15 protein-coding genes are annotated in these 17545 nt (G+C 60.2%); 10 read left to right on the forward strand and 5 right to left on the reverse strand.

The window, feature by feature from the left end; all coding sequences use genetic code 11:
- Positions 1-7: 7 nt before the first annotated feature.
- From cdhC to HU806_RS18030, 4 genes are all read left to right on the forward strand, one after another.
- Positions 8-895, forward strand: a complete 888-nt coding sequence (gene cdhC / locus HU806_RS18015; protein ID WP_186612937.1) for a 3-dehydrocarnitine:acetyl-CoA trimethylamine transferase CdhC — start codon at positions 8-10, stop codon at positions 893-895.
- Positions 896-940: 45 nt separating this feature from the next.
- Positions 941-1906: an L-carnitine dehydrogenase gene (locus HU806_RS18020; protein ID WP_186612939.1), complete on the forward strand. Its 966-nt coding sequence runs from the start codon at positions 941-943 to the stop codon at positions 1904-1906.
- 178 nt (positions 1907-2084) lie between these two features.
- On the forward strand, positions 2085-2561 hold the full coding sequence (locus HU806_RS18025; RefSeq protein WP_186612941.1) for a thioesterase family protein: 477 nt from the start codon (positions 2085-2087) through the stop codon (positions 2559-2561).
- Positions 2562-2581: 20 nt separating this feature from the next.
- The gene (locus HU806_RS18030; protein ID WP_186612943.1) at positions 2582-3748 is read left to right on the forward strand and encodes a gamma-butyrobetaine dioxygenase; all 1167 of its coding nucleotides are present in this window, start codon (positions 2582-2584) and stop codon (positions 3746-3748) included.
- An 81-nt stretch (positions 3749-3829) separates the two neighbouring features.
- Here HU806_RS18030 and HU806_RS26385 read toward each other — a convergent pair whose 3' ends face one another.
- Together HU806_RS26385 and HU806_RS18040 are read right to left on the reverse strand one after the other, a co-directional pair.
- A complete protein-coding gene (locus HU806_RS26385; RefSeq protein ID WP_202884433.1) occupies positions 3830-4744 on the reverse strand; it encodes a hypothetical protein in 915 nt (304 codons plus the stop codon).
- On the reverse strand, positions 4741-6036 hold the full coding sequence (locus HU806_RS18040; RefSeq protein WP_186612945.1) for an AAA family ATPase: 1296 nt from the start codon (positions 6034-6036) through the stop codon (positions 4741-4743). Before HU806_RS18040 ends, HU806_RS26385 begins: the two co-directional genes overlap by 4 nt.
- A 461-nt stretch (positions 6037-6497) precedes the next feature.
- On the opposite strand from HU806_RS18040, the gene HU806_RS18045 reads away from it, so the two are divergent.
- Positions 6498-6761 carry a hypothetical protein gene (locus HU806_RS18045; RefSeq protein WP_186612947.1) on the forward strand — a complete coding sequence of 88 codons (264 nt, stop codon included), beginning with the start codon at positions 6498-6500 and terminating at the stop codon, positions 6759-6761.
- A gap of 148 nt (positions 6762-6909) precedes the next feature.
- Here HU806_RS18045 and gbdR read toward each other — a convergent pair whose 3' ends face one another.
- Positions 6910-8013: a choline metabolism transcriptional regulator GbdR gene (gbdR, locus tag HU806_RS18050; RefSeq protein WP_186612949.1), complete on the reverse strand. Its 1104-nt coding sequence runs from the start codon at positions 8011-8013 to the stop codon at positions 6910-6912.
- Between the two features lie 439 nt (positions 8014-8452).
- Positions 8453-9829 carry an L-serine ammonia-lyase gene (locus HU806_RS18055; RefSeq protein WP_186612951.1) on the reverse strand — a complete coding sequence of 459 codons (1377 nt, stop codon included), beginning with the start codon at positions 9827-9829 and terminating at the stop codon, positions 8453-8455.
- A gap of 435 nt (positions 9830-10264) precedes the next feature.
- On the opposite strand from HU806_RS18055, the gene HU806_RS18060 reads away from it, so the two are divergent.
- From HU806_RS18060 to choV, 3 genes are all read left to right on the forward strand, one after another.
- On the forward strand, positions 10265-11212 hold the full coding sequence (locus HU806_RS18060) for a choline ABC transporter substrate-binding protein (RefSeq protein ID WP_186612953.1): 948 nt from the start codon (positions 10265-10267) through the stop codon (positions 11210-11212).
- A 71-nt stretch (positions 11213-11283) separates the two neighbouring features.
- Positions 11284-12129: a choline ABC transporter permease subunit gene (gene choW, locus HU806_RS18065; RefSeq protein ID WP_186612955.1), complete on the forward strand. Its 846-nt coding sequence runs from the start codon at positions 11284-11286 to the stop codon at positions 12127-12129.
- Positions 12126-13304 carry a choline ABC transporter ATP-binding protein gene (gene choV / locus HU806_RS18070; protein WP_186612957.1) on the forward strand — a complete coding sequence of 393 codons (1179 nt, stop codon included), beginning with the start codon at positions 12126-12128 and terminating at the stop codon, positions 13302-13304. Before choW ends, choV begins: the two co-directional genes overlap by 4 nt.
- Positions 13305-13372: 68 nt before the next feature.
- On the opposite strand, the gene HU806_RS18075 is transcribed toward choV, so the two are convergent.
- Positions 13373-14908: a BCCT family transporter gene (locus tag HU806_RS18075; RefSeq protein WP_346657183.1), complete on the reverse strand. Its 1536-nt coding sequence runs from the start codon at positions 14906-14908 to the stop codon at positions 13373-13375.
- A 366-nt stretch (positions 14909-15274) separates the two neighbouring features.
- Here HU806_RS18075 and betI point away from each other — a divergent pair, with 366 nt between their 5' ends.
- Both betI and betB read left to right on the forward strand, forming a co-directional pair.
- Positions 15275-15895: a transcriptional regulator BetI gene (betI, locus tag HU806_RS18080; protein WP_186612959.1), complete on the forward strand. Its 621-nt coding sequence runs from the start codon at positions 15275-15277 to the stop codon at positions 15893-15895.
- A gap of 80 nt (positions 15896-15975) precedes the next feature.
- A complete protein-coding gene (betB, locus tag HU806_RS18085) occupies positions 15976-17448 on the forward strand; it encodes a betaine-aldehyde dehydrogenase (RefSeq protein WP_186612961.1) in 1473 nt (490 codons plus the stop codon).
- The last annotated feature ends 97 nt before the right edge of the window (positions 17449-17545 follow it).

A 17545-nucleotide genomic window follows, 5' to 3' on the forward strand; every position in this document is an offset into this window, starting at 1 on the left:
CCGCACCATGAACCACGACGTCATCATCACCTGCGCACTCACCGGTGCTGGCGACACAACCGCCAAGAGCCCTCACGTGCCGGTCACTCCGAAACAGATCGCCGCCGCTGCCGTCGAGGCGGCGAAAGCGGGGGCCACGGTGGTCCATTGCCACGTCCGCGATCCGCAGACCGGCAGGTTCAGCCGTGACGTCGCGCTGTACCGCGAAGTGATGGAGCGCATCCGTGAGGCGGACGTCGACATCATCGTCAACCTCACCGCCGGCATGGGCGGCGACCTGGAGATCGGCGGCGGTGAAAGCCCGATGGAGTTCGGCCCCAACACCGACCTGGTGGGCCCACTGACCCGCCTGGCCCACGTCGAAGAGCTGTTGCCGGAAATCTGCACGTTGGATTGCGGCACGCTGAACTTCGGCGACGGCGACACCATTTACGTTTCTACCCCTGCGCAACTGCGGGCCGGCGCCAAGCGCATCACCGAGCTCGGCGTGAAGGCCGAGCTGGAAATCTTCGACACCGGCCACCTGTGGTTCGCCAAACAGATGATCAAGGAAGGCCTGCTGGACAACCCGTTGTTCCAACTCTGCCTGGGCATTCCGTGGGGCGCGCCTGCCGACACCACCACCATGAAAGCCATGGTCGACAACCTGCCGGCGGACGCGGTGTGGGCCGGTTTTGGCATTGGCCGCATGCAAATGCCGATGGCGGCCCAGGCGGTATTGCTGGGCGGCAACGTGCGGGTCGGGCTGGAAGACAACCTCTGGCTGGACAAAGGCGTGCTTGCCACCAACGGCCAGCTGGTGGAGCGCGCTGGCGAAATCCTCAGCCGCCTCGGGGCTCGCGTCCTCACCCCGGCTGAAGGCCGCAAGAAAATGGGCCTGGTCCAGCGCGGCTAAGCAGGACCAGGCCTTTCATTTACCAATTCTGTTCAGGAAATCACCATGCGCTTCATCACTGACATCAAGACATTCGCCGCTTTGGGCAGCGGCGTGATTGGCAGCGGCTGGGTCAGCCGCGCCCTGGCCCATGGCCTGGACGTGGTCGCCTGGGACCCGGCGCCCGGTGCCGAGGCAGCCTTGCGCAAACGCGTCGCCAACGCCTGGGGCGCCCTCGAGAAACAAGGCTTGGCCGCCGGCGCCTCGCAGGATCGCCTGCGCTTCGTCGCCACCATCGAAGAATGCGTGCGCGACGCCGACTTCATCCAGGAAAGCGCCCCCGAGCGGCTGGAACTCAAACTCGAACTGCACGCCCAGATCAGCGCCGCGGCCAAACCCAATGCGCTGATCGGTTCCAGCACCTCGGGACTGCTGCCCAGCGAGTTCTATGAGAACGCCAGCCACCCGGAACGCTGTGTGGTCGGGCATCCGTTCAACCCGGTTTATCTGTTGCCGCTGGTGGAAGTGGTCGGCGGCAAAGACACCGCGCCCGAAGCCGTGCAAGCAGCGATGCAGGTGTATGAATCACTCGGCATGCGTCCATTGCACGTGCGCAAGGAAGTCCCCGGCTTCATCGCCGACCGGCTGCTCGAAGCGCTGTGGCGCGAAGCCCTGCATCTGGTCAACGACGGTGTCGCCACCACCGGGGAAATCGACGATGCCATTCGTTTTGGCGCCGGCCTGCGCTGGTCATTCATGGGCACGTTCCTGACCTACACCCTGGCCGGCGGCGATGCAGGCATGCGTCATTTCATGGCCCAGTTCGGCCCGGCGTTGCAACTGCCCTGGACCTATCTGCCAGCGCCGGAGCTGACCGAGAAGCTGATCGACGATGTGGTGGACGGCACGAGCGAGCAATTGGGCAGCCACAGCATTTCGGCCCTGGAACGCTATCGTGATGATTGCCTGCTGGCAGTGCTGGAGGCGGTGAAGACCACCAAGGCCAGGCATGGCATGGCCTTCAGCGAGTAAACAGCGCCCCTGTGGCGAGGGAGCTTGCTCCCGCTCGGCCGCGAAGCGGTCGTAAAACCGGCGAATGCAATTGGTCTGTTACACCGCATACAGCCGGTTTGGGACTGCTTCGCAGTCCAGCGGGAGCAAGCTCCCTCGCCACAGTTTTGTGCATCAGCGACGATCCGTGGAGTCCATCATGCCCACCCTCACCACCTACCAAACCCGCATCCTCCCCGAATGGGTCGACTACAACGGCCATTTGCGCGATGCCTTCTACCTGTTGATCTTCAGCTACGCCACCGACGCGCTGATGGACCGACTCGGCCTCGACAGCCAGAACCGCGAAGCCAGCGGCCACTCGCTGTTCACCCTCGAACTGCACCTCAATTACTTGCACGAAGTGAAGCTCGGCGCTGATGTCGAGGTGCACACGCAGATCATCGACCACGACGCCAAACGCTTGCATCTCTACCACAGCCTGCATCTGGTCGGCGGAGATAAAGAGCTGGCCGGCAATGAACAGATATTGCTGCATGTCGATCTGGCCGGCCCGCGCTCGACGCCGTTCGCCGAACTGACCCTGGGCCGACTCAAGACCCTGTTGGATAGCCAAGCCGACCTGCCGACACCGACCTACATCGGTCGGGTCATCGGCCTGCCACCCGCCCGATAAGCCGCGAACAGGAGATTGCCATGAACACCGCTGCCGCTGTCGCCGACTTCCGACGCTATCCGCTTGTCCAGGCATTGACCGCTGCGACCCCCTTGGCCGACCGGGTACAGGTCACGTGGGCCGACGGCCGGGTCAGCCCGTTCCACCATCAGTGGCTAAGGGACAACTGCCCGTGCCCGCAATGCGTCTACAGCGTTACCCGCGAACAGGTCCTGGAGATCGTCGATGTTCCGGAGGACGTGAGCCCCTGCGAAATCAGCATCGACGATGCGGGCCAGCTGTGCGTGGTTTGGCAGGGTGACCATCAAAGCCAGTTCGACCCGGGCTGGTTGCGCGCCCATGCGTATGACGACCATTCCAGGGCCGAACGCCTGGCGAACAAGCCGCGCCGCCAGCTGTGGCAGCATGATCTGAAACTGCCGGTGTTCGAATATCAGGCACTGATGATGGACACCGACGCGTTGCTGCAATGGCTTCTGGCGGTGCGCGACATCGGCCTGACCCAAGTACGCGGCGTGCCCACCGAATCCGGCTCGCTGAAACAGATCGCCCAGCGCATTTCGTTTATCCGTGAGAGCAATTTCGGCGTGCTGTTCAACGTGCAGTCCAAGGCCGATGCCGACAGCAACGCCTACACCGCTTTCAACCTGCCACTGCACAGCGACCTGCCGACTCGGGAGTTGCAGCCGGGGCTGCAGTTCTTGCATTGCCTGGTGAACGACGCCAACGGCGGCGAGAGTATCTTTGTCGACGGTTTTGCCATTGCCGAGGCACTGCGCCAAGAGGATTGCCAAGCGTTCGATGCGCTATGCCAGATCCCGGTGGAATTTCGCAACAAGGACCGCCACAGCGACTACCGCTGCCTGGCGCCAATCATCGCGCTGGATGCGCTGGGGCAGGTCACGGAAATCCGCATGGCGAACTTCCTGCGCGGGCCGTTCGACACCTCGGTCGAACAGATGCCCAGGCTCTACCGCGCCTACCGCCGCTTCATCGCCCTGACCCGCGAGCCGCGATTTCGCCTGACGCAGCGCCTCGAACCCGGCCAGCTGTGGTGCTTCGACAACCGCCGCACGCTTCATGCGCGCAACGCGTTCGACCCGAACTCCGGCGCACGGCATTTCCAGGGGTGCTATGTGGATCGGGATGAGTTGTTGTCGCGGATTCTGGTTCTACAACGCAAGTGATCTATGCGGCCAAATCGCGGCATGTTCAACCAAACAGCTTTCGCGCAGTGGAACTGAATCAGATGAATAATCCACCCAGCACTAACGATCACCGGCATGAAACGACACGCCGAGCGCGTCGCTCAAATTCACAGCCGCCTGTCTTGCGGCTTGGAAGGCAATATCTACCGATGCGTCGACTATCCCTATGGTCAATTCATAGAACTCCCCACCCACCAATGATGCAAGCTCCAGAGCTATCAACGCAGCAACAGCATCCGAATCCCCTTGTGCCGTCCAAATAGTCATACGCTGTCGTCCGCCATCCGCGTTGCGGCGCCCTCCTAATCTCGTCAGCTCCCGAACGGTTTCCAAACCTATTGCGCATGCACGCTCGTAAGCTGCCTTGACTTGGGCGTGAGACAACGCAACGACGCGTTGCTGCTCACTGTTTCGCTTCTCGACGGCATCGGCTATCAGCGGAGCTTTCTTACGCAACCCTTCCAGGCTCAGCTCGCCCTCTTCATACATCCTCAACCATTCACGGCGAGTGCGAAGTAGACGCTCGTCATCTCGAATGGGCAAATCTGTCAATGTATTTTCTGCGCGCTGTCGAAAAGCCGGGGGGACTTTGTCTGTGAGCGCCAATTGAAGTGAGGGCAGCACTATTTCAAACCAGCCGTCACCCACGTGGAAGGGATCGAGTAGGTCAGCTGCTTTTTTCTTACTTTTGGAACTGTTCAGCCAGCCCGCCATATATCGATAGTTGGACCATTCGTAGGCAAGCGACATGTCCTCATGACAACTGACAAAATGGTCAACGGTTCCGTCCGGTATCCACATAGCTGCAACCGCACATCGGTCGTTGAAGCCTCTTGCCAGCTCGGGCTTGAATATCGACCACAAGTCAGTGGGACGGCTCTTGTCGGGGTTAGCAACGAGCCATTCAGCTCCTTTTTCCCGACATTTCTTGTTGAAGTCCTCTGGCTCGTCAATTGGATTGGGGACCGAGATCATTTCTGCCGCCTATCCGTGCCAGCTCCAGCGCTTTTTTTCTCCGTGGACACAATCCACCGCGGCCAGAAATGATCCGTCTCAGGCAACGTTTTCAGAAGCGCCTGATGGATGTCTTTTTGTGAACTAAGGTGCGCTGGTAGGTTTTTCTGGTCTTCGCGCATCCACGCTTCGGCAGCTTCAATTGCCAACTCAGCATCAACGGACCGAGCCTGCCTCAAGCCAAAAGATTCCGAGACCAGCCAGCTAACCACATCCCCTTGCTTTGCCCACATTTCCTTGGAAATTTTTGCCTCGCCCCCTTCGAGATTAATATTGAATACAGCATCGATTTCTTCATCGAAGTCAGGTTCGACAGAGGCGAGCACTAAAGGCGAATGAGTGGCAATGATTAGCTGAACTGCTACCTCCTCGCCTGTCATGGCTTGAACAACTTTGAGCAACGCAGGAACGATACGTCGTTGCCATTGAGGATGAAGATGACACTCCACTTCATCGACTAGAAAGATAATTTCCTTTGCCGGTTTGGTTTTTCTTTGTTTGCACGCTCGCTTATGTCCATTCCAGGTCCAAACCAACATGTAGGCCAACGCTGCGATACGCCGCATTCCTGCCGAAGCGTGCACCAAAGGAACATCGAGGCCGTATGGCATTCTCAAAGTCGGATATTCGGTTTCATCGAGAGCCCCAATATGGCAAGGCTCACCAGGCGACAGTTTCTCAATGCCTGACGGAGAGAGAGCATCAAGTGCCCGAGTCAACTCTTCGAACGCTGCATCGCCACTGTTTCGCTGCCATCGAACCCAATCGTGGATCAGGCCGTTACAGATATTCGTGCCTTTTTCGGATACTGCGCCTCTCCAGACTTCATCGGGTGTGAAATTGAAAGCGCGGATCTTTTCCTCAACATCTGCCTGAGAATCATTCCAATAGTTTCGAGCAGGGTCCCAAGCGGAAAAACTCCCGTCCACGCCAGCATAAATAACCACCCCTGGGATTGAGGGACGTGCCTTTGGCTGTCGCCACACGCCTTGGTCGAAAGGAATTTCGCCTTCCTTGACGCCTGCCGTGACCTTGCTGAAGGCGAAACCAATACTGGCATTGGCCGCACTCTCCCTGGGCACTGCCTCAACACCTCTCGCCCAAGTCCGCGTCAAAACCCACCATGCAGCGTCCAGCAGGAAACTTTTTCCCAACCCGTTGTCGCCAGTGATGAAATTCAGACGAGGAGCAAACTCAACAGGTCCGAAAGCATCTGCGGGGCCAACACCTTTAAGGGTCAAGAGTTTCAGCATTACGTTACCTTCCGTTTTGTCCATCTGACTGGAGATTCGGCCTTGATAGACGAGCTTTCACCCTTTTTACGTCGCCTCAGCGGGCTCAGCGCAGGTGAAGAGCAAGCATAGACAGTCCAATCTGAGTGGCCGTAATGCTAATGCCAAACAGCAACTCGTAGCCATCCTTTGCGTGCAGCAGACACAAAACAGGTTCTCCAAAAACGGAATGCAAAAAAATCCCCGATCAAGCCGTGACAGGATCGGGGCAGGAGCGTTACTGGAGGAGCTGTTGCGCGAGGGTGACCAAACCATCGTGATTCAGCTTGGGACCCAGTTTGCCCAGTCCTGGACCGGGCGAGTTAGCCGAAAACGACCCGCTCATAGTCATTCATGACAGATCGACGATTTGCCCTTGCCGCCGCTTCGGACGGCTACCAGAATCCAGTCACGACCCCAATCCCTGAACAAGGAAAAGCGTCATGATGTACGCCGATTTGATCGACCAGGAAGACCTGTTGGGCCAGCTCAAGGCCTTGGGACTGCAGATACCCAGCGGCTCCACCGCCGAGCAGGCCTGCGAATGCGCGGTGCGGGGGCTGGACAGGGCTCGCGCCAACGAGTTGCGGAGGATGGTCAAGGACATGTACACCAGCAGCGCGACCATCCTGCCGGCGGTGCGCCAGGCGATTGATAAGCAATTGTTGCCTGCGTTGGCCGAATACCAGAAAAACCATAACGCCTGACCTTGTGGCGAGGGGATTTATCCCCGTTGGGCTGCGCAGCAGCCCTAAAGCAGTGAAATCAATTTTCCTGGCACACCGAGTTGCCTGGTTTTGGGGCTGCTGCGCAGCCCAGCGGGGATAAATCCCCTCACCACAGAAGCCTGTTGGTCTAGAGCCTCACACTGGCAAAAGTAGATTCATTGCGCGCCTGGCTCAGCGCCGACAGCGGCCCGGACAACGGCGACAGCACCAGGGCTTGCGGCAACGGCATCATCGCCACCTGCTGCGCGGTATTGGAACCGACGCGCTCGTCGCGCGGTGGAATGCCGAAATACTCGCGGTAGCATTTGGAGAAGTGCGGCGTGGAGACAAAGCCGCACACCGAGGCCACTTCGATGATCGACATCGGCGTCTGCTTGAGCAACTGCCGCGCACGAATCAGCCGCAGCTTGAGGTAATAGCGCGACGGCGAGCAGTGCAGGTATTTCTGGAACAACCGCTCCAGCTGACGCCGGGACACGGCGACGTACACCGCCAGTTCGTCCAGGTCGATCGGCTCTTCGAGGTTGGCTTCCATCAGCGCAACGATTTCCTGCAACTTCGGCTGATTGGTGCCGAGCATGTGCTTGAGCGGCACACGCTGGTGATCCTGCTCGTTGCGGATGCGCTCGTAGACAAACATCTCGGAGATTGCCGCCGACAGCTCGCGACCGTGATCGCGGCTGATCAGATGCAGCATCATGTCCAGCGGCGCGGTGCCACCGGAGCTGGTGAAACGGTTGCGGTCGAGGGTGAACAGGCGCGTGCTCATCGACACCCGCGGGAAGGCTTCCTGCATCGCCGCCAGGCATTCCCAGTGCACGCTGCAATCGAAACCGTCCAGCAGGCCGGCGCATGCCAGGGCCCAACTGCCGGTGCAGACCGCGCCAAGGCGACGGGACTGACGGGCCTGGCTTTGCAGCCAGGAGACATGCTCGCGGGTGACCGTACGCTGGATGCCGACGCCGCCACAGACGATAACGGTGTCGAGGGCCGGCGCTTTGTGCATGGAGGCGTCCGGGGTGATCTGCAAACCGTCGCTGGCCCATACCTGGCCGCCATCGACGGTCAGGGTGGTCCAGCGATACAACTCGCGACCGGACAGCTGGTTGGCCATGCGTAGCGGTTCCACCGCGGACGCCAGGGAAATCAGCGTGAAATTGTCCAACAGCAAAAAGCCGATGGATTGAGGCGCACGGTTCTGGGGTTGGGCCCCGGAGTTGGACGTCGTCATCGCGGTATCTCCTCACACAAAGCGGGTGATGGCCTCAGGCGGAGGCTCTTGTTATTGCCCATCATTCTCTTGCGTGAGACGGGGCTTTATCGGGATAGAGCAATTGCCATGCCTAAATTTGAATGCGTGTTCAATAACTCCTGAAAACGACATGGCGGCCTGTCTAGACAAGGCTTCGATGGAGGCTGGGTTCTAACTGCCATCAATGGCGCAGACGGCTACCGCCGTGGGCTGTGAGCAGATCGGTAGCACTTGTGGTTACTGGGCTGCGGCGTCTTCGAGGTGGTTGTCACCGCAAGCGCGGGGACGGACGGTAGCGCGATAGACAAAGGCATGACCGATAAGTCACGCCTTGTCTGTTTGCGACGCGCCAAAACGTGGCGTGTTTTTATAGCGGTGTGCATTTTACGAGCGGTTTTTGCTCACCTGTGGCAAGGGCTCAACATTCCACCGCACTCACCGCCAAGCCACCCCGCGATGTCTCTTTATATTTGTCATGCATGTCGGCGCCGGTATCACGCATGGTACGGATCACCCGGTCCAGCGAGATGAAATGCTGGCCGTCACCGCGAAGGGCCATTTGCGCGGCGTTGATGGCTTTCACTGCGGCAATGGCGTTGCGTTCGATGCAAGGCACCTGGACCAGGCCGCCTACCGGGTCGCAGGTCAGGCCAAGGTTGTGTTCCAGGCCGATCTCCGCCGCGTTGCACAATTGCTCAGGCGTGGCGCCGAGGATCTCCGCCAGCCCCGCCGCCGCCATGGCGCAAGCCGAGCCGACCTCACCCTGGCAGCCAACCTCGGCACCGGAGATCGACGCGTTCTTCTTGCACAGGATTCCCACTGCCGCCGCGCCGAGGAAATAGTCCACGACGTTGGCGTCGGTGACCGCTTCGCTGAATTTCATGAAGTAATGCAACACCGCCGGGATGATCCCCGCCGCACCATTGGTCGGCGCCGTGACCATGCGCCCACCGGCGGCGTTTTCCTCGTTGACCGCCAAGGCGAACAGGTTGACCCATTCCATGGCGCTCAAGGTCGAGCCGATCACGTTCGGTTTGTTCAACTCTTGCAGGCTGCGGTGCAACTTGGCAGCACGACGCCGCACATTCAGGCCGCCGGGCAGGATGCCTTCGTGCTTGAGGCCCTGCTCGACGCAATCCTGCATGGCCCGCCAGAGCTTCATCAAGCCGCTGCGAATCTCTTCTTCAGAGCGCCAGACCTTCTCGTTGGCCAACATCAATTCAGCCACCCGCAGGTTGTGCGTGCGGCACAGCTCGAGTAATTCCTCGGCGCTGGAAAAGTCGTAAGGCAGTTCGGTGGCGTCCAGGTCCGCCACGCCACTGGAAGCCTGGGCCTGGTCGACGACAAATCCGCCGCCGACCGAATAATAGGTATCGCGGTGCAGCTCGCCGTTGTCGTCCTCTGCCACCAGCGTCATCGCATTGGGGTGGAACGGCAGGTTCTCATCGAGCAGGCGCATGTCGCGGGACCAGATGAACGGCACCGGCAGGCGGCCGTCGAGCAACAATGTCTGGGTTTCGCGCAGCAGCTCGATGCGCGAGCCGATTTGCGACGGATCGATCGAGTCAGGCCATTCGCCCATCAACCCCATGATCGTGGCGGTATCGCTGCCGTGGCCGATGCCGGTGGCCGACAACGAACCGAACAGTTGCACCTCGATCCGGCGCACTTCATGCAGCAGCGACCGGGCCCGAAGCGCTTCGACAAACAGCGCCGCCGCACGCATGGGCCCCACGGTGTGGGAACTGGACGGGCCGATACCAATCTTGAACAAGTCGAACACGCTGATTGCCATTGCCTTGAATCTCCAGAACGGTCACATCTCCAGGCGCGGGAGCGCCCAGTGGCGCAGCTGCTACGCTCAACGCCGGATGGCCGCATCATCCGGCTTTTGAATCGGCTTTCTACGTCTGACACCGACGCAATCATGCCCAGCAACGCCGCGTCGCCGTCGCCCAGGTTTTGCGACGTTTTTCTGCGTGTCAGAAGCCAGTCGAGGGCGGAAAAAATCTGTAAACGACGTCACCGACACTGGATGCGACCCTCCCTGTACTGGATACGACGCACCCTGTAGGCGTTGGATTTGCACTGGTACATGATCGGTTACGGCTCGTTTGCAAGGCCGCGTGTCACGAAGAGTGCCCACGCGCCACCAACCGCAACTTAAAAAAAGCAAAAAAGCGCGGTTGTCCCGACCGGACACTGCCGATAAAACACCAGGAGTCCACCCATGAAAGGTTCCACGCCGTTGTTGTTGGCCGCCATGCTGAGTCTTCCAATGCTGGCCAACGCTGCAGAACCCGCACAATGCAGCACCGTCAACTTCTCCGATGTCGGCTGGACCGACATCACCGTGACCACCGCCACCACCAGCGTCGTCCTCGACGCCCTCGGCTACAAGACCAAGACCACGATGATCTCCGTACCGGTGACCTACAAATCCCTGGCCGACGGCAAGAACATGGACGTGTTCCTCGGCAACTGGATGCCGACCATGGAAAACGACATCAAGGCCTACCGCGAAGCCGGTACCGTGGAAACGGTGCGCGCCAACCTGGAGAACGCCAAGTACACCCTGGCCGTTCCCGAAGAACTGTATGAAAAGGGTTTGAAGGATTTCGCCGACATCGCCAAGTTCAAGAAGGAACTGGACGGCAAGATCTACGGCATCGAGCCGGGCAACGACGGCAACCGCTTGATCCAGAGCATGATCGACAAGAACGCCTTCGGTCTCAAGGACGCTGGCTTCAAGGTCGTCGAATCCAGCGAAGCCGGCATGCTATCGCAGGTCGATCGCGCCCAGCGCCGTAACACCGCCGTGGTGTTCCTGGGCTGGGAACCGCACCCGATGAACACCCGTTTCAAGATGAAATACCTCACCGGTGGCGATGATTTCTTCGGGCCGAACTTCGGCCAGGCAACCATCTACACCAACACGCGCAAAGGCTACGTACAGGAATGCGGCAACGTCGGCCAACTGCTGAAAAACCTGGTCTTCACCCTGGACATGGAAAGCACGCTGATGGGCAACGTGCTGGACGACAAGATGAAGCCTGAAGCCGCCGCCAAGGCGTGGCTGAAGAAAAACCCACAGGTGCTCGATACCTGGCTCGCTGGCGTGACCACCATTGACGGTAAACCTGGCCTGGAGGCCGTGAAAGCCAAGCTCGCACAGTAACTGCTCATGTTATGCCGGGCGGGTTCGCTCGCCCGGGCTGTTTATTCCCTTGCATGCGGACGTTCACTACCATGCTTATTGATCAGAAAATACCCTTGGGCCAGTACATCGCGGGCTTTGTCGAATGGTTGACGCAAAACGGCGCCAACACCTTCGACGCAATCGCGCTGTTCCTGGAAACGATGATTCACGGCGTGACGTTTGCGCTGACCTGGTTCAACCCCCTGGCCCTGATCGGCCTCATCGCCTTGCTGGCGCATTTCATCCAGCGCAAATGGGGCCTGACCGTTTTTGTCGTCGCCTCCTTCCTGCTGATCCTCAACCTGGGTTACTGGCAGGAGACCATGGAAACTCTCGCCCAGGTGCTGTTCGCGACCCTGGTTTGCGTACTGATCGGCGTGCCGCTGGGCATCGTTGCTGCGCACAAGCCGATGTTCTACACCATGATGCGTCCGGTGCTCGATCTGATGCAGACCGTACCGACCTTCGTCTACCTCATTCCTACCCTGACCCTCTTCGGTCTGGGTGTGGTCCCGGGCCTGATCTCCACGGTGGTGTTCGCGATTGCCGCGCCCATCCGCCTGACCTACCTGGGCATCCGCGACGTGCCGGACGAACTGATGGACGCCGGCAAAGCCTTCGGCTGCTCCCGTCGCCAGCTCCTGTCGCGCATCGAACTGCCCCATGCGATGCCGAGCATCGCCGCCGGTATCACCCAGTGCATCATGCTGTCGTTGTCGATGGTGGTGATCGCCGCGCTGGTGGGTGCCGATGGCCTGGGCAAACCCGTGGTCAACGCACTGAACACCGCTGATATCGCCCTGGGCTTCGAAGCCGGCCTGGCGATCGTATTGCTGGCGATCATGCTCGACCGAATCTGCAAACAACCCGACGCCAAAGTAGGGGGTGACGCATGAGCATAATCCGCTTCGAAGAGGTCGACGTGATCTTCTCCAAAGATCCACGCGAAGCCCTCAAGCTGCTCGACAAGGGCATGACTCGCAACGAAATCCTGAAGAAGACAGGGCAAATCGTCGGTGTGGAAAAAGCCACCCTGGACATCGAAAAAGGCGAGATCTGCGTACTGATGGGCCTGTCCGGTTCAGGCAAGTCCAGCCTGTTGCGCTGCATCAACGGTTTGAACACAGTGAGTCGCGGCAAGCTGTTCGTCGAGCATGAAGGCCGACAGATCGACATCGCCTCCTGCACCCCCGCCGAGTTGAAGATGATGCGCACCAAGCGCATCGCCATGGTGTTCCAGAAATTCGCCCTGATGCCTTGGCTGACGGTGCGCGAGAACATCAGCTTCGGCCTGGAAATGCAGGGCCGACCGGAGAAGGAACGCAAGAAGCTGGTGGATGAAAAGCTGGAGTTGGTCGGCCTGACCCAGTGGCGCAACAAGAAGCCCGACGAGCTGTCCGGCGGCATGCAGCAACGGGTCGGCCTGGCCCGCGCCCTGGCGATGGACGCCGATATTCTGCTGATGGACGAACCCTTCTCGGCCCTCGACCCGCTGATTCGCCAAGGCCTGCAAGACGAACTGCTGGAGCTGCAACGCAAATTGAGCAAGACCATCGTGTTCGTCAGCCATGACCTGGACGAAGCCCTGAAGCTGGGCAGCCGTATCGCGATCATGAAAGACGGCCGGATCATCCAGTACAGCAAGCCGGAACAGATCGTGTTGAACCCGGCGGACGACTATGTGCGTACGTTCGTCGCCCATACCAACCCGCTCAACGTACTGTGCGGTCGCAGCCTGATGCGCACGCTGGATAACTGCAAGCGCATCAACGGATCGGTGTGCCTGGACCCGGGCGGCGATTCCTGGCTGGACCTGGCCGAAGGCAACACCATCAAGGGCGCCCGGCAGAACGGCGCGGCCCTGGACCTGCAAAACTGGGCACCGGGCCAAGCCGTCGAAGGCCTCGGCCGCCGTCCGACCCTGGTGGACTCCAACATTGGCATGCGCGACGCGTTGCAAATCCGCTACCAGACCGGCAACAAACTGGTGCTCCACGATAACCAGAAAGTCGTCGGCATCCTGGGCGACAGCGAGCTGTACCACGCGCTGCTCGGCAAGAACCTGGGCTAAGCAAGCCCACGCACACCAAAACGCCGCGAGATGATCGCGGCGTTTTTGTATATGCAAGAACAATGGGGTCAGCTGTAGACCCGACCCAACCCCGCCAACTCCGCCCGCTCCTGCTCAACCCGCACATCCTCGCGCATGGCTTTGTGCAGCCCGAACATGAAGCACACCAACACCACCGAGAACGGCAATCCGGCCAGCACGACCATGGTTTGCATCGCTTCAAAGTTGCCGGCAAACAGCAGGCCGATGGTCACCAGCGTGATCACCACTGACCAGAAGATCCTCAGCCAATGCGGCGCGTCTTCGTCCACATTGCCGCCCTTGCACGAAAGGTTCGCCATCATTACCGCGCCTGAGTCCGCCGGGGTCAGGAACAACACGAACCCGACGAAGATCGACACACCGATCACAACCTTCGACGCCGGATAAAACTCAAGCAATTGATAGATCGACATCGACGGCTGCGCCAGCGCGGTTTTCCCCAGCTCCACGGCCCCGTGATTCATCACCAGGTCCAGCGCCGAGTTACCGAAAATCGACAACCAGGCCAAGGTAAAGCCCAGCGGAATCAGCAACACGCCCGCCACCAGTTCGCGCACGGTGCGCCCGCGGGAGATACGGGCGATGAACATGCCGACAAACGGTGCCCAGGAAATCCACCACGCCCAATAGAACAGCGTCCACAGCCCCATCCAACGGCCGGACTTGGCGCTGTCGTCCGCGTAGACGTACAGGTCGAAGGTCTTGAGCACCACGCCGTTGAGGTAGTCACCGATGTTTTGCACGAAGCCGTTGAGCAAATGCAGGGTCGGACCGAACAGCAGCACGAAAATCAGTAGGCCGCTGAACAGCACGATGTTCAGGTTGGACAGCCGGCGGATGCCGTTTTCAACCCCGGACACGGCCGCGATGGTTGCCACGGTGCTCATCACAATGATGACGATCAGCAGGTTGGTGTTGCTGTGCTCAATGCCGAATAGGTTCTCCAGCCCGGACGCCACCTGCAACGAGCCGATCCCCAGGTTCGTCACCAGCCCCAGCAATGTTACGAACATGCCGAAACCGTCCACCGCATGGCCGGCCGCACCCTTGACCCAGCGCTCCCCCACCAGCGGATACAGCGCCGAACGCAGCGCCAACGGCTGGTTGTGACGATAGGCGAAATACGCCACGGCCAGGCCCACCAAGGCGTAGATCGCCCAGCCGTGCAGGCCCCAATGCAAAAACGTCAACTGCACCGCCTGTCGCGCAGCCTGCTGACTGCCGGCCACGCCTTCGGGCGGGTTGAAAAAGTGATCCAGCGGCTCGGATGCACCGAAGTACAGCAACGAGATACCGATGCCCGACGAAAACAACATCCCGGCCCAGGCGCCATAGCTGAAGTCCGGCGTATCGTCCTTGGTGCCCAGCTTGAGCTTGCCGTAGGAGGAAAACGCCAGGCCGACCACAAACACCAGATAGGCGGCGATGACCACCATGTAGTACCAGCCGAAGCTGCGGGACAACCACGCCTGGGCAATGCCGAGCAAACGGCCGGCCTCCTGGGGGGCAATGATCAGAATGGCCGTCAGCAGCAGGGTCAGCGCGGTGGAGGTATAGAACACCCAACCGTTGACCGTCACCTTCTGCGGCGGGGTTTTTATTAGAGAGGCAGAACTCATTGCACGGGTGCTCCAGGCAGTGCGAGACAAGGACAAGGCAACGCGATACCCGGCCAATCGGTGAGGTGGCAGCCGACCGGCGGGTGTTATAAAGACACCCGGAAAGCCCTCGCCCCCGCCATGCGCGGGTCTGGGGGCCCTTGATGTCTCGTTTCTGCGCCATTTACGCGTAGGAAATTTCGGTAAATCGCGACGAATTGTCGCAGAGCTTATTCTTTGTTGATTGAACGTTCAATCAAAACAAAATAGACTGGCCCACATGAAGGCGGACCACACTCGTGCGCCCGATGGCCTAAGGAGATGTTTCAAATGCCCAAGGTCGGTATGCAACCCATCCGCCGCCAGCAATTGATCGAAGCCACTTTGCAGGCCGTCGATCAGGTCGGAATGGGGGACGCCAGCATTGCGCTGATCGCCCGTTTAGCCGGTGTTTCGAACGGCATCATCAGTCACTACTTTCAGGACAAGAATGGCCTGATCGCGGCCACGGCCCAGTACCTGATGAGTGTCTTGAGCGAGAACGTCACCGCACGGCGTCAAGCGCTGACGGACTCGAGCCCGCGAGCTCACCTGAAGGTGATCATCGAAGGCAACTTCGACGCCAGCCAGGTGAATGGCCCGGCAATGAAAACCTGGCTGGCCTTCTGGGCCACCAGCATGCACCACCCGTCATTGCACAGGTTGCAGCGGATCAACGATCACCGTCTGTATTCCAACTTGTGTTGCCAGTTCCGCCGCGTGTTGCCCGTTGACCAGGCACGCAGCGCGGCACGGGGCCTGGCCGCTCTGATTGACGGGTTGTGGCTGCGCGGGGCGCTGTCGGGAGACGCGTTCGATACCGCTCAGGCACACCAGATCGCTTACGAATACATGGATTTCCAACTGGCCAAGGCAGGGGAACCAGAGCACGCAGAACGGCTCGACTCCTGAACCGCCACCGAACCGCGTAGTCAGCTATAAACGACACGCTCGGTGGTCAAGCCAACCACTTATGCACTTGCGAGGACTTTATGGCCCGTTTCGAACTGCAAAAACTCTACATCGATGGCGCGTACAGCGATGCCAGCGGCGACGCCACTTTCGAAGCCATCAACCCGGCCAACGGTGAAGTACTCGCCCTGGTGCAGCGCGCGACCTTCGAGGACGTCGAGCGCGCCGTGGTCAGCGCCGAAAAGGGCCAGAAAGTCTGGGCGGCGATGACCGCCATGCAGCGTTCGCGCATCCTGCGCCGCGCCGTGGACATCCTGCGCGAGCGCAACGATGAGCTGGCGGCCCTGGAAACCCTGGACACTGGTAAGTCCTTCTCCGAAACCAAATACGTCGATATCGTCACCGGCGCCGACGTGCTGGAATACTACGCTGGGCTGGTGCCTGCCATCGAAGGCGAGCAGGTTCCGCTACGCGCCACGTCGTTCGTCTACACCCGTCGCGAGCCCCTGGGCGTGGTCGCCGGTATCGGCGCGTGGAACTACCCGATCCAGATCGCCCTGTGGAAATCCGCACCGGCCCTGGCCGCCGGCAACGCCATGATTTTCAAGCCAAGCGAAGTCACCTCCCTGACCACCCTGAAACTGGCCGAGATCTACACCGAAGCCGGGGTTCCAGCAGGCGTGTTCAACGTACTCACCGGCAGCGGCCGCGAAGTCGGCACCTGGCTGACCGAGCACCCGCGCATCGAGAAAATCTCTTTCACCGGCGGCACCGACACCGGTAAGAAAGTCATGGCCAGCGCCTCCAGCTCTTCGCTCAAGGACGTGACCATGGAGTTGGGCGGCAAGTCGCCGCTGATCATCTTCGACGACGCCGACCTGGATCGCGCCGCCGACACCGCGATGATGGCCAACTTCTACAGTTCCGGCCAGGTCTGCACCAACGGCACCCGGGTATTCGTACCTCGTCACCTGAAGGCTGCGTTCGAAGCCAAGATCGCCGAGCGCGTGGCGCGCATCCGCATCGGTGACCCGGAGGACGAAAACACCAATTTCGGCCCGCTGGTGAGCTTCGCCCATATGGAAAGCGTGCTGGGCTACATCGAGAAGGGCAAAGCCGAAGGCGCGCGCTTGCTGTGCGGCGGCGGTCGCTTGACCGATGGCGACCTTGCCAAGGGCGCATTCGTCGCGCCGACCGTATTCACCGACTGCACCGATGAGATGACCATCGTGCGCGAAGAAATCTTCGGTCCGGTGATGAGCATCCTCACCTATGACAGCGAAGAAGAAGTGATCCGCCGCGCCAACGACACCGACTTCGGCCTCGCCGCCGGCGTCGTGACCCGCGACCTGAACCGCGCCCACCGCGTGATCCACCAGCTCGAAGCCGGCATTTGCTGGATCAACGCCTGGGGCGAATCGGCGGCGCAGATGCCGGTCGGTGGCTACAAGCAATCTGGCGTGGGCCGGGAGAACGGCATCAGCTCGCTGAACAACTTCACGCGCATCAAATCGGTACAGGTCGAAATGGGCGATTACACGTCGGTGTTCTGATCTGACTCGGGATCTGGAGTGAGGGCTTTTGTGGCGAGGGAGCTTGCTCCCGCTGGGCCGCGAAGCGGCCCCACTTCAGGCCCCACGGTTCTCCAGA

This window comes from Pseudomonas sp. SWRI154 (assembly GCF_014268645.1).
GTDB classification, from domain to species: Bacteria; Pseudomonadota; Gammaproteobacteria; order Pseudomonadales; family Pseudomonadaceae; genus Aquipseudomonas; species Aquipseudomonas marvdashtae.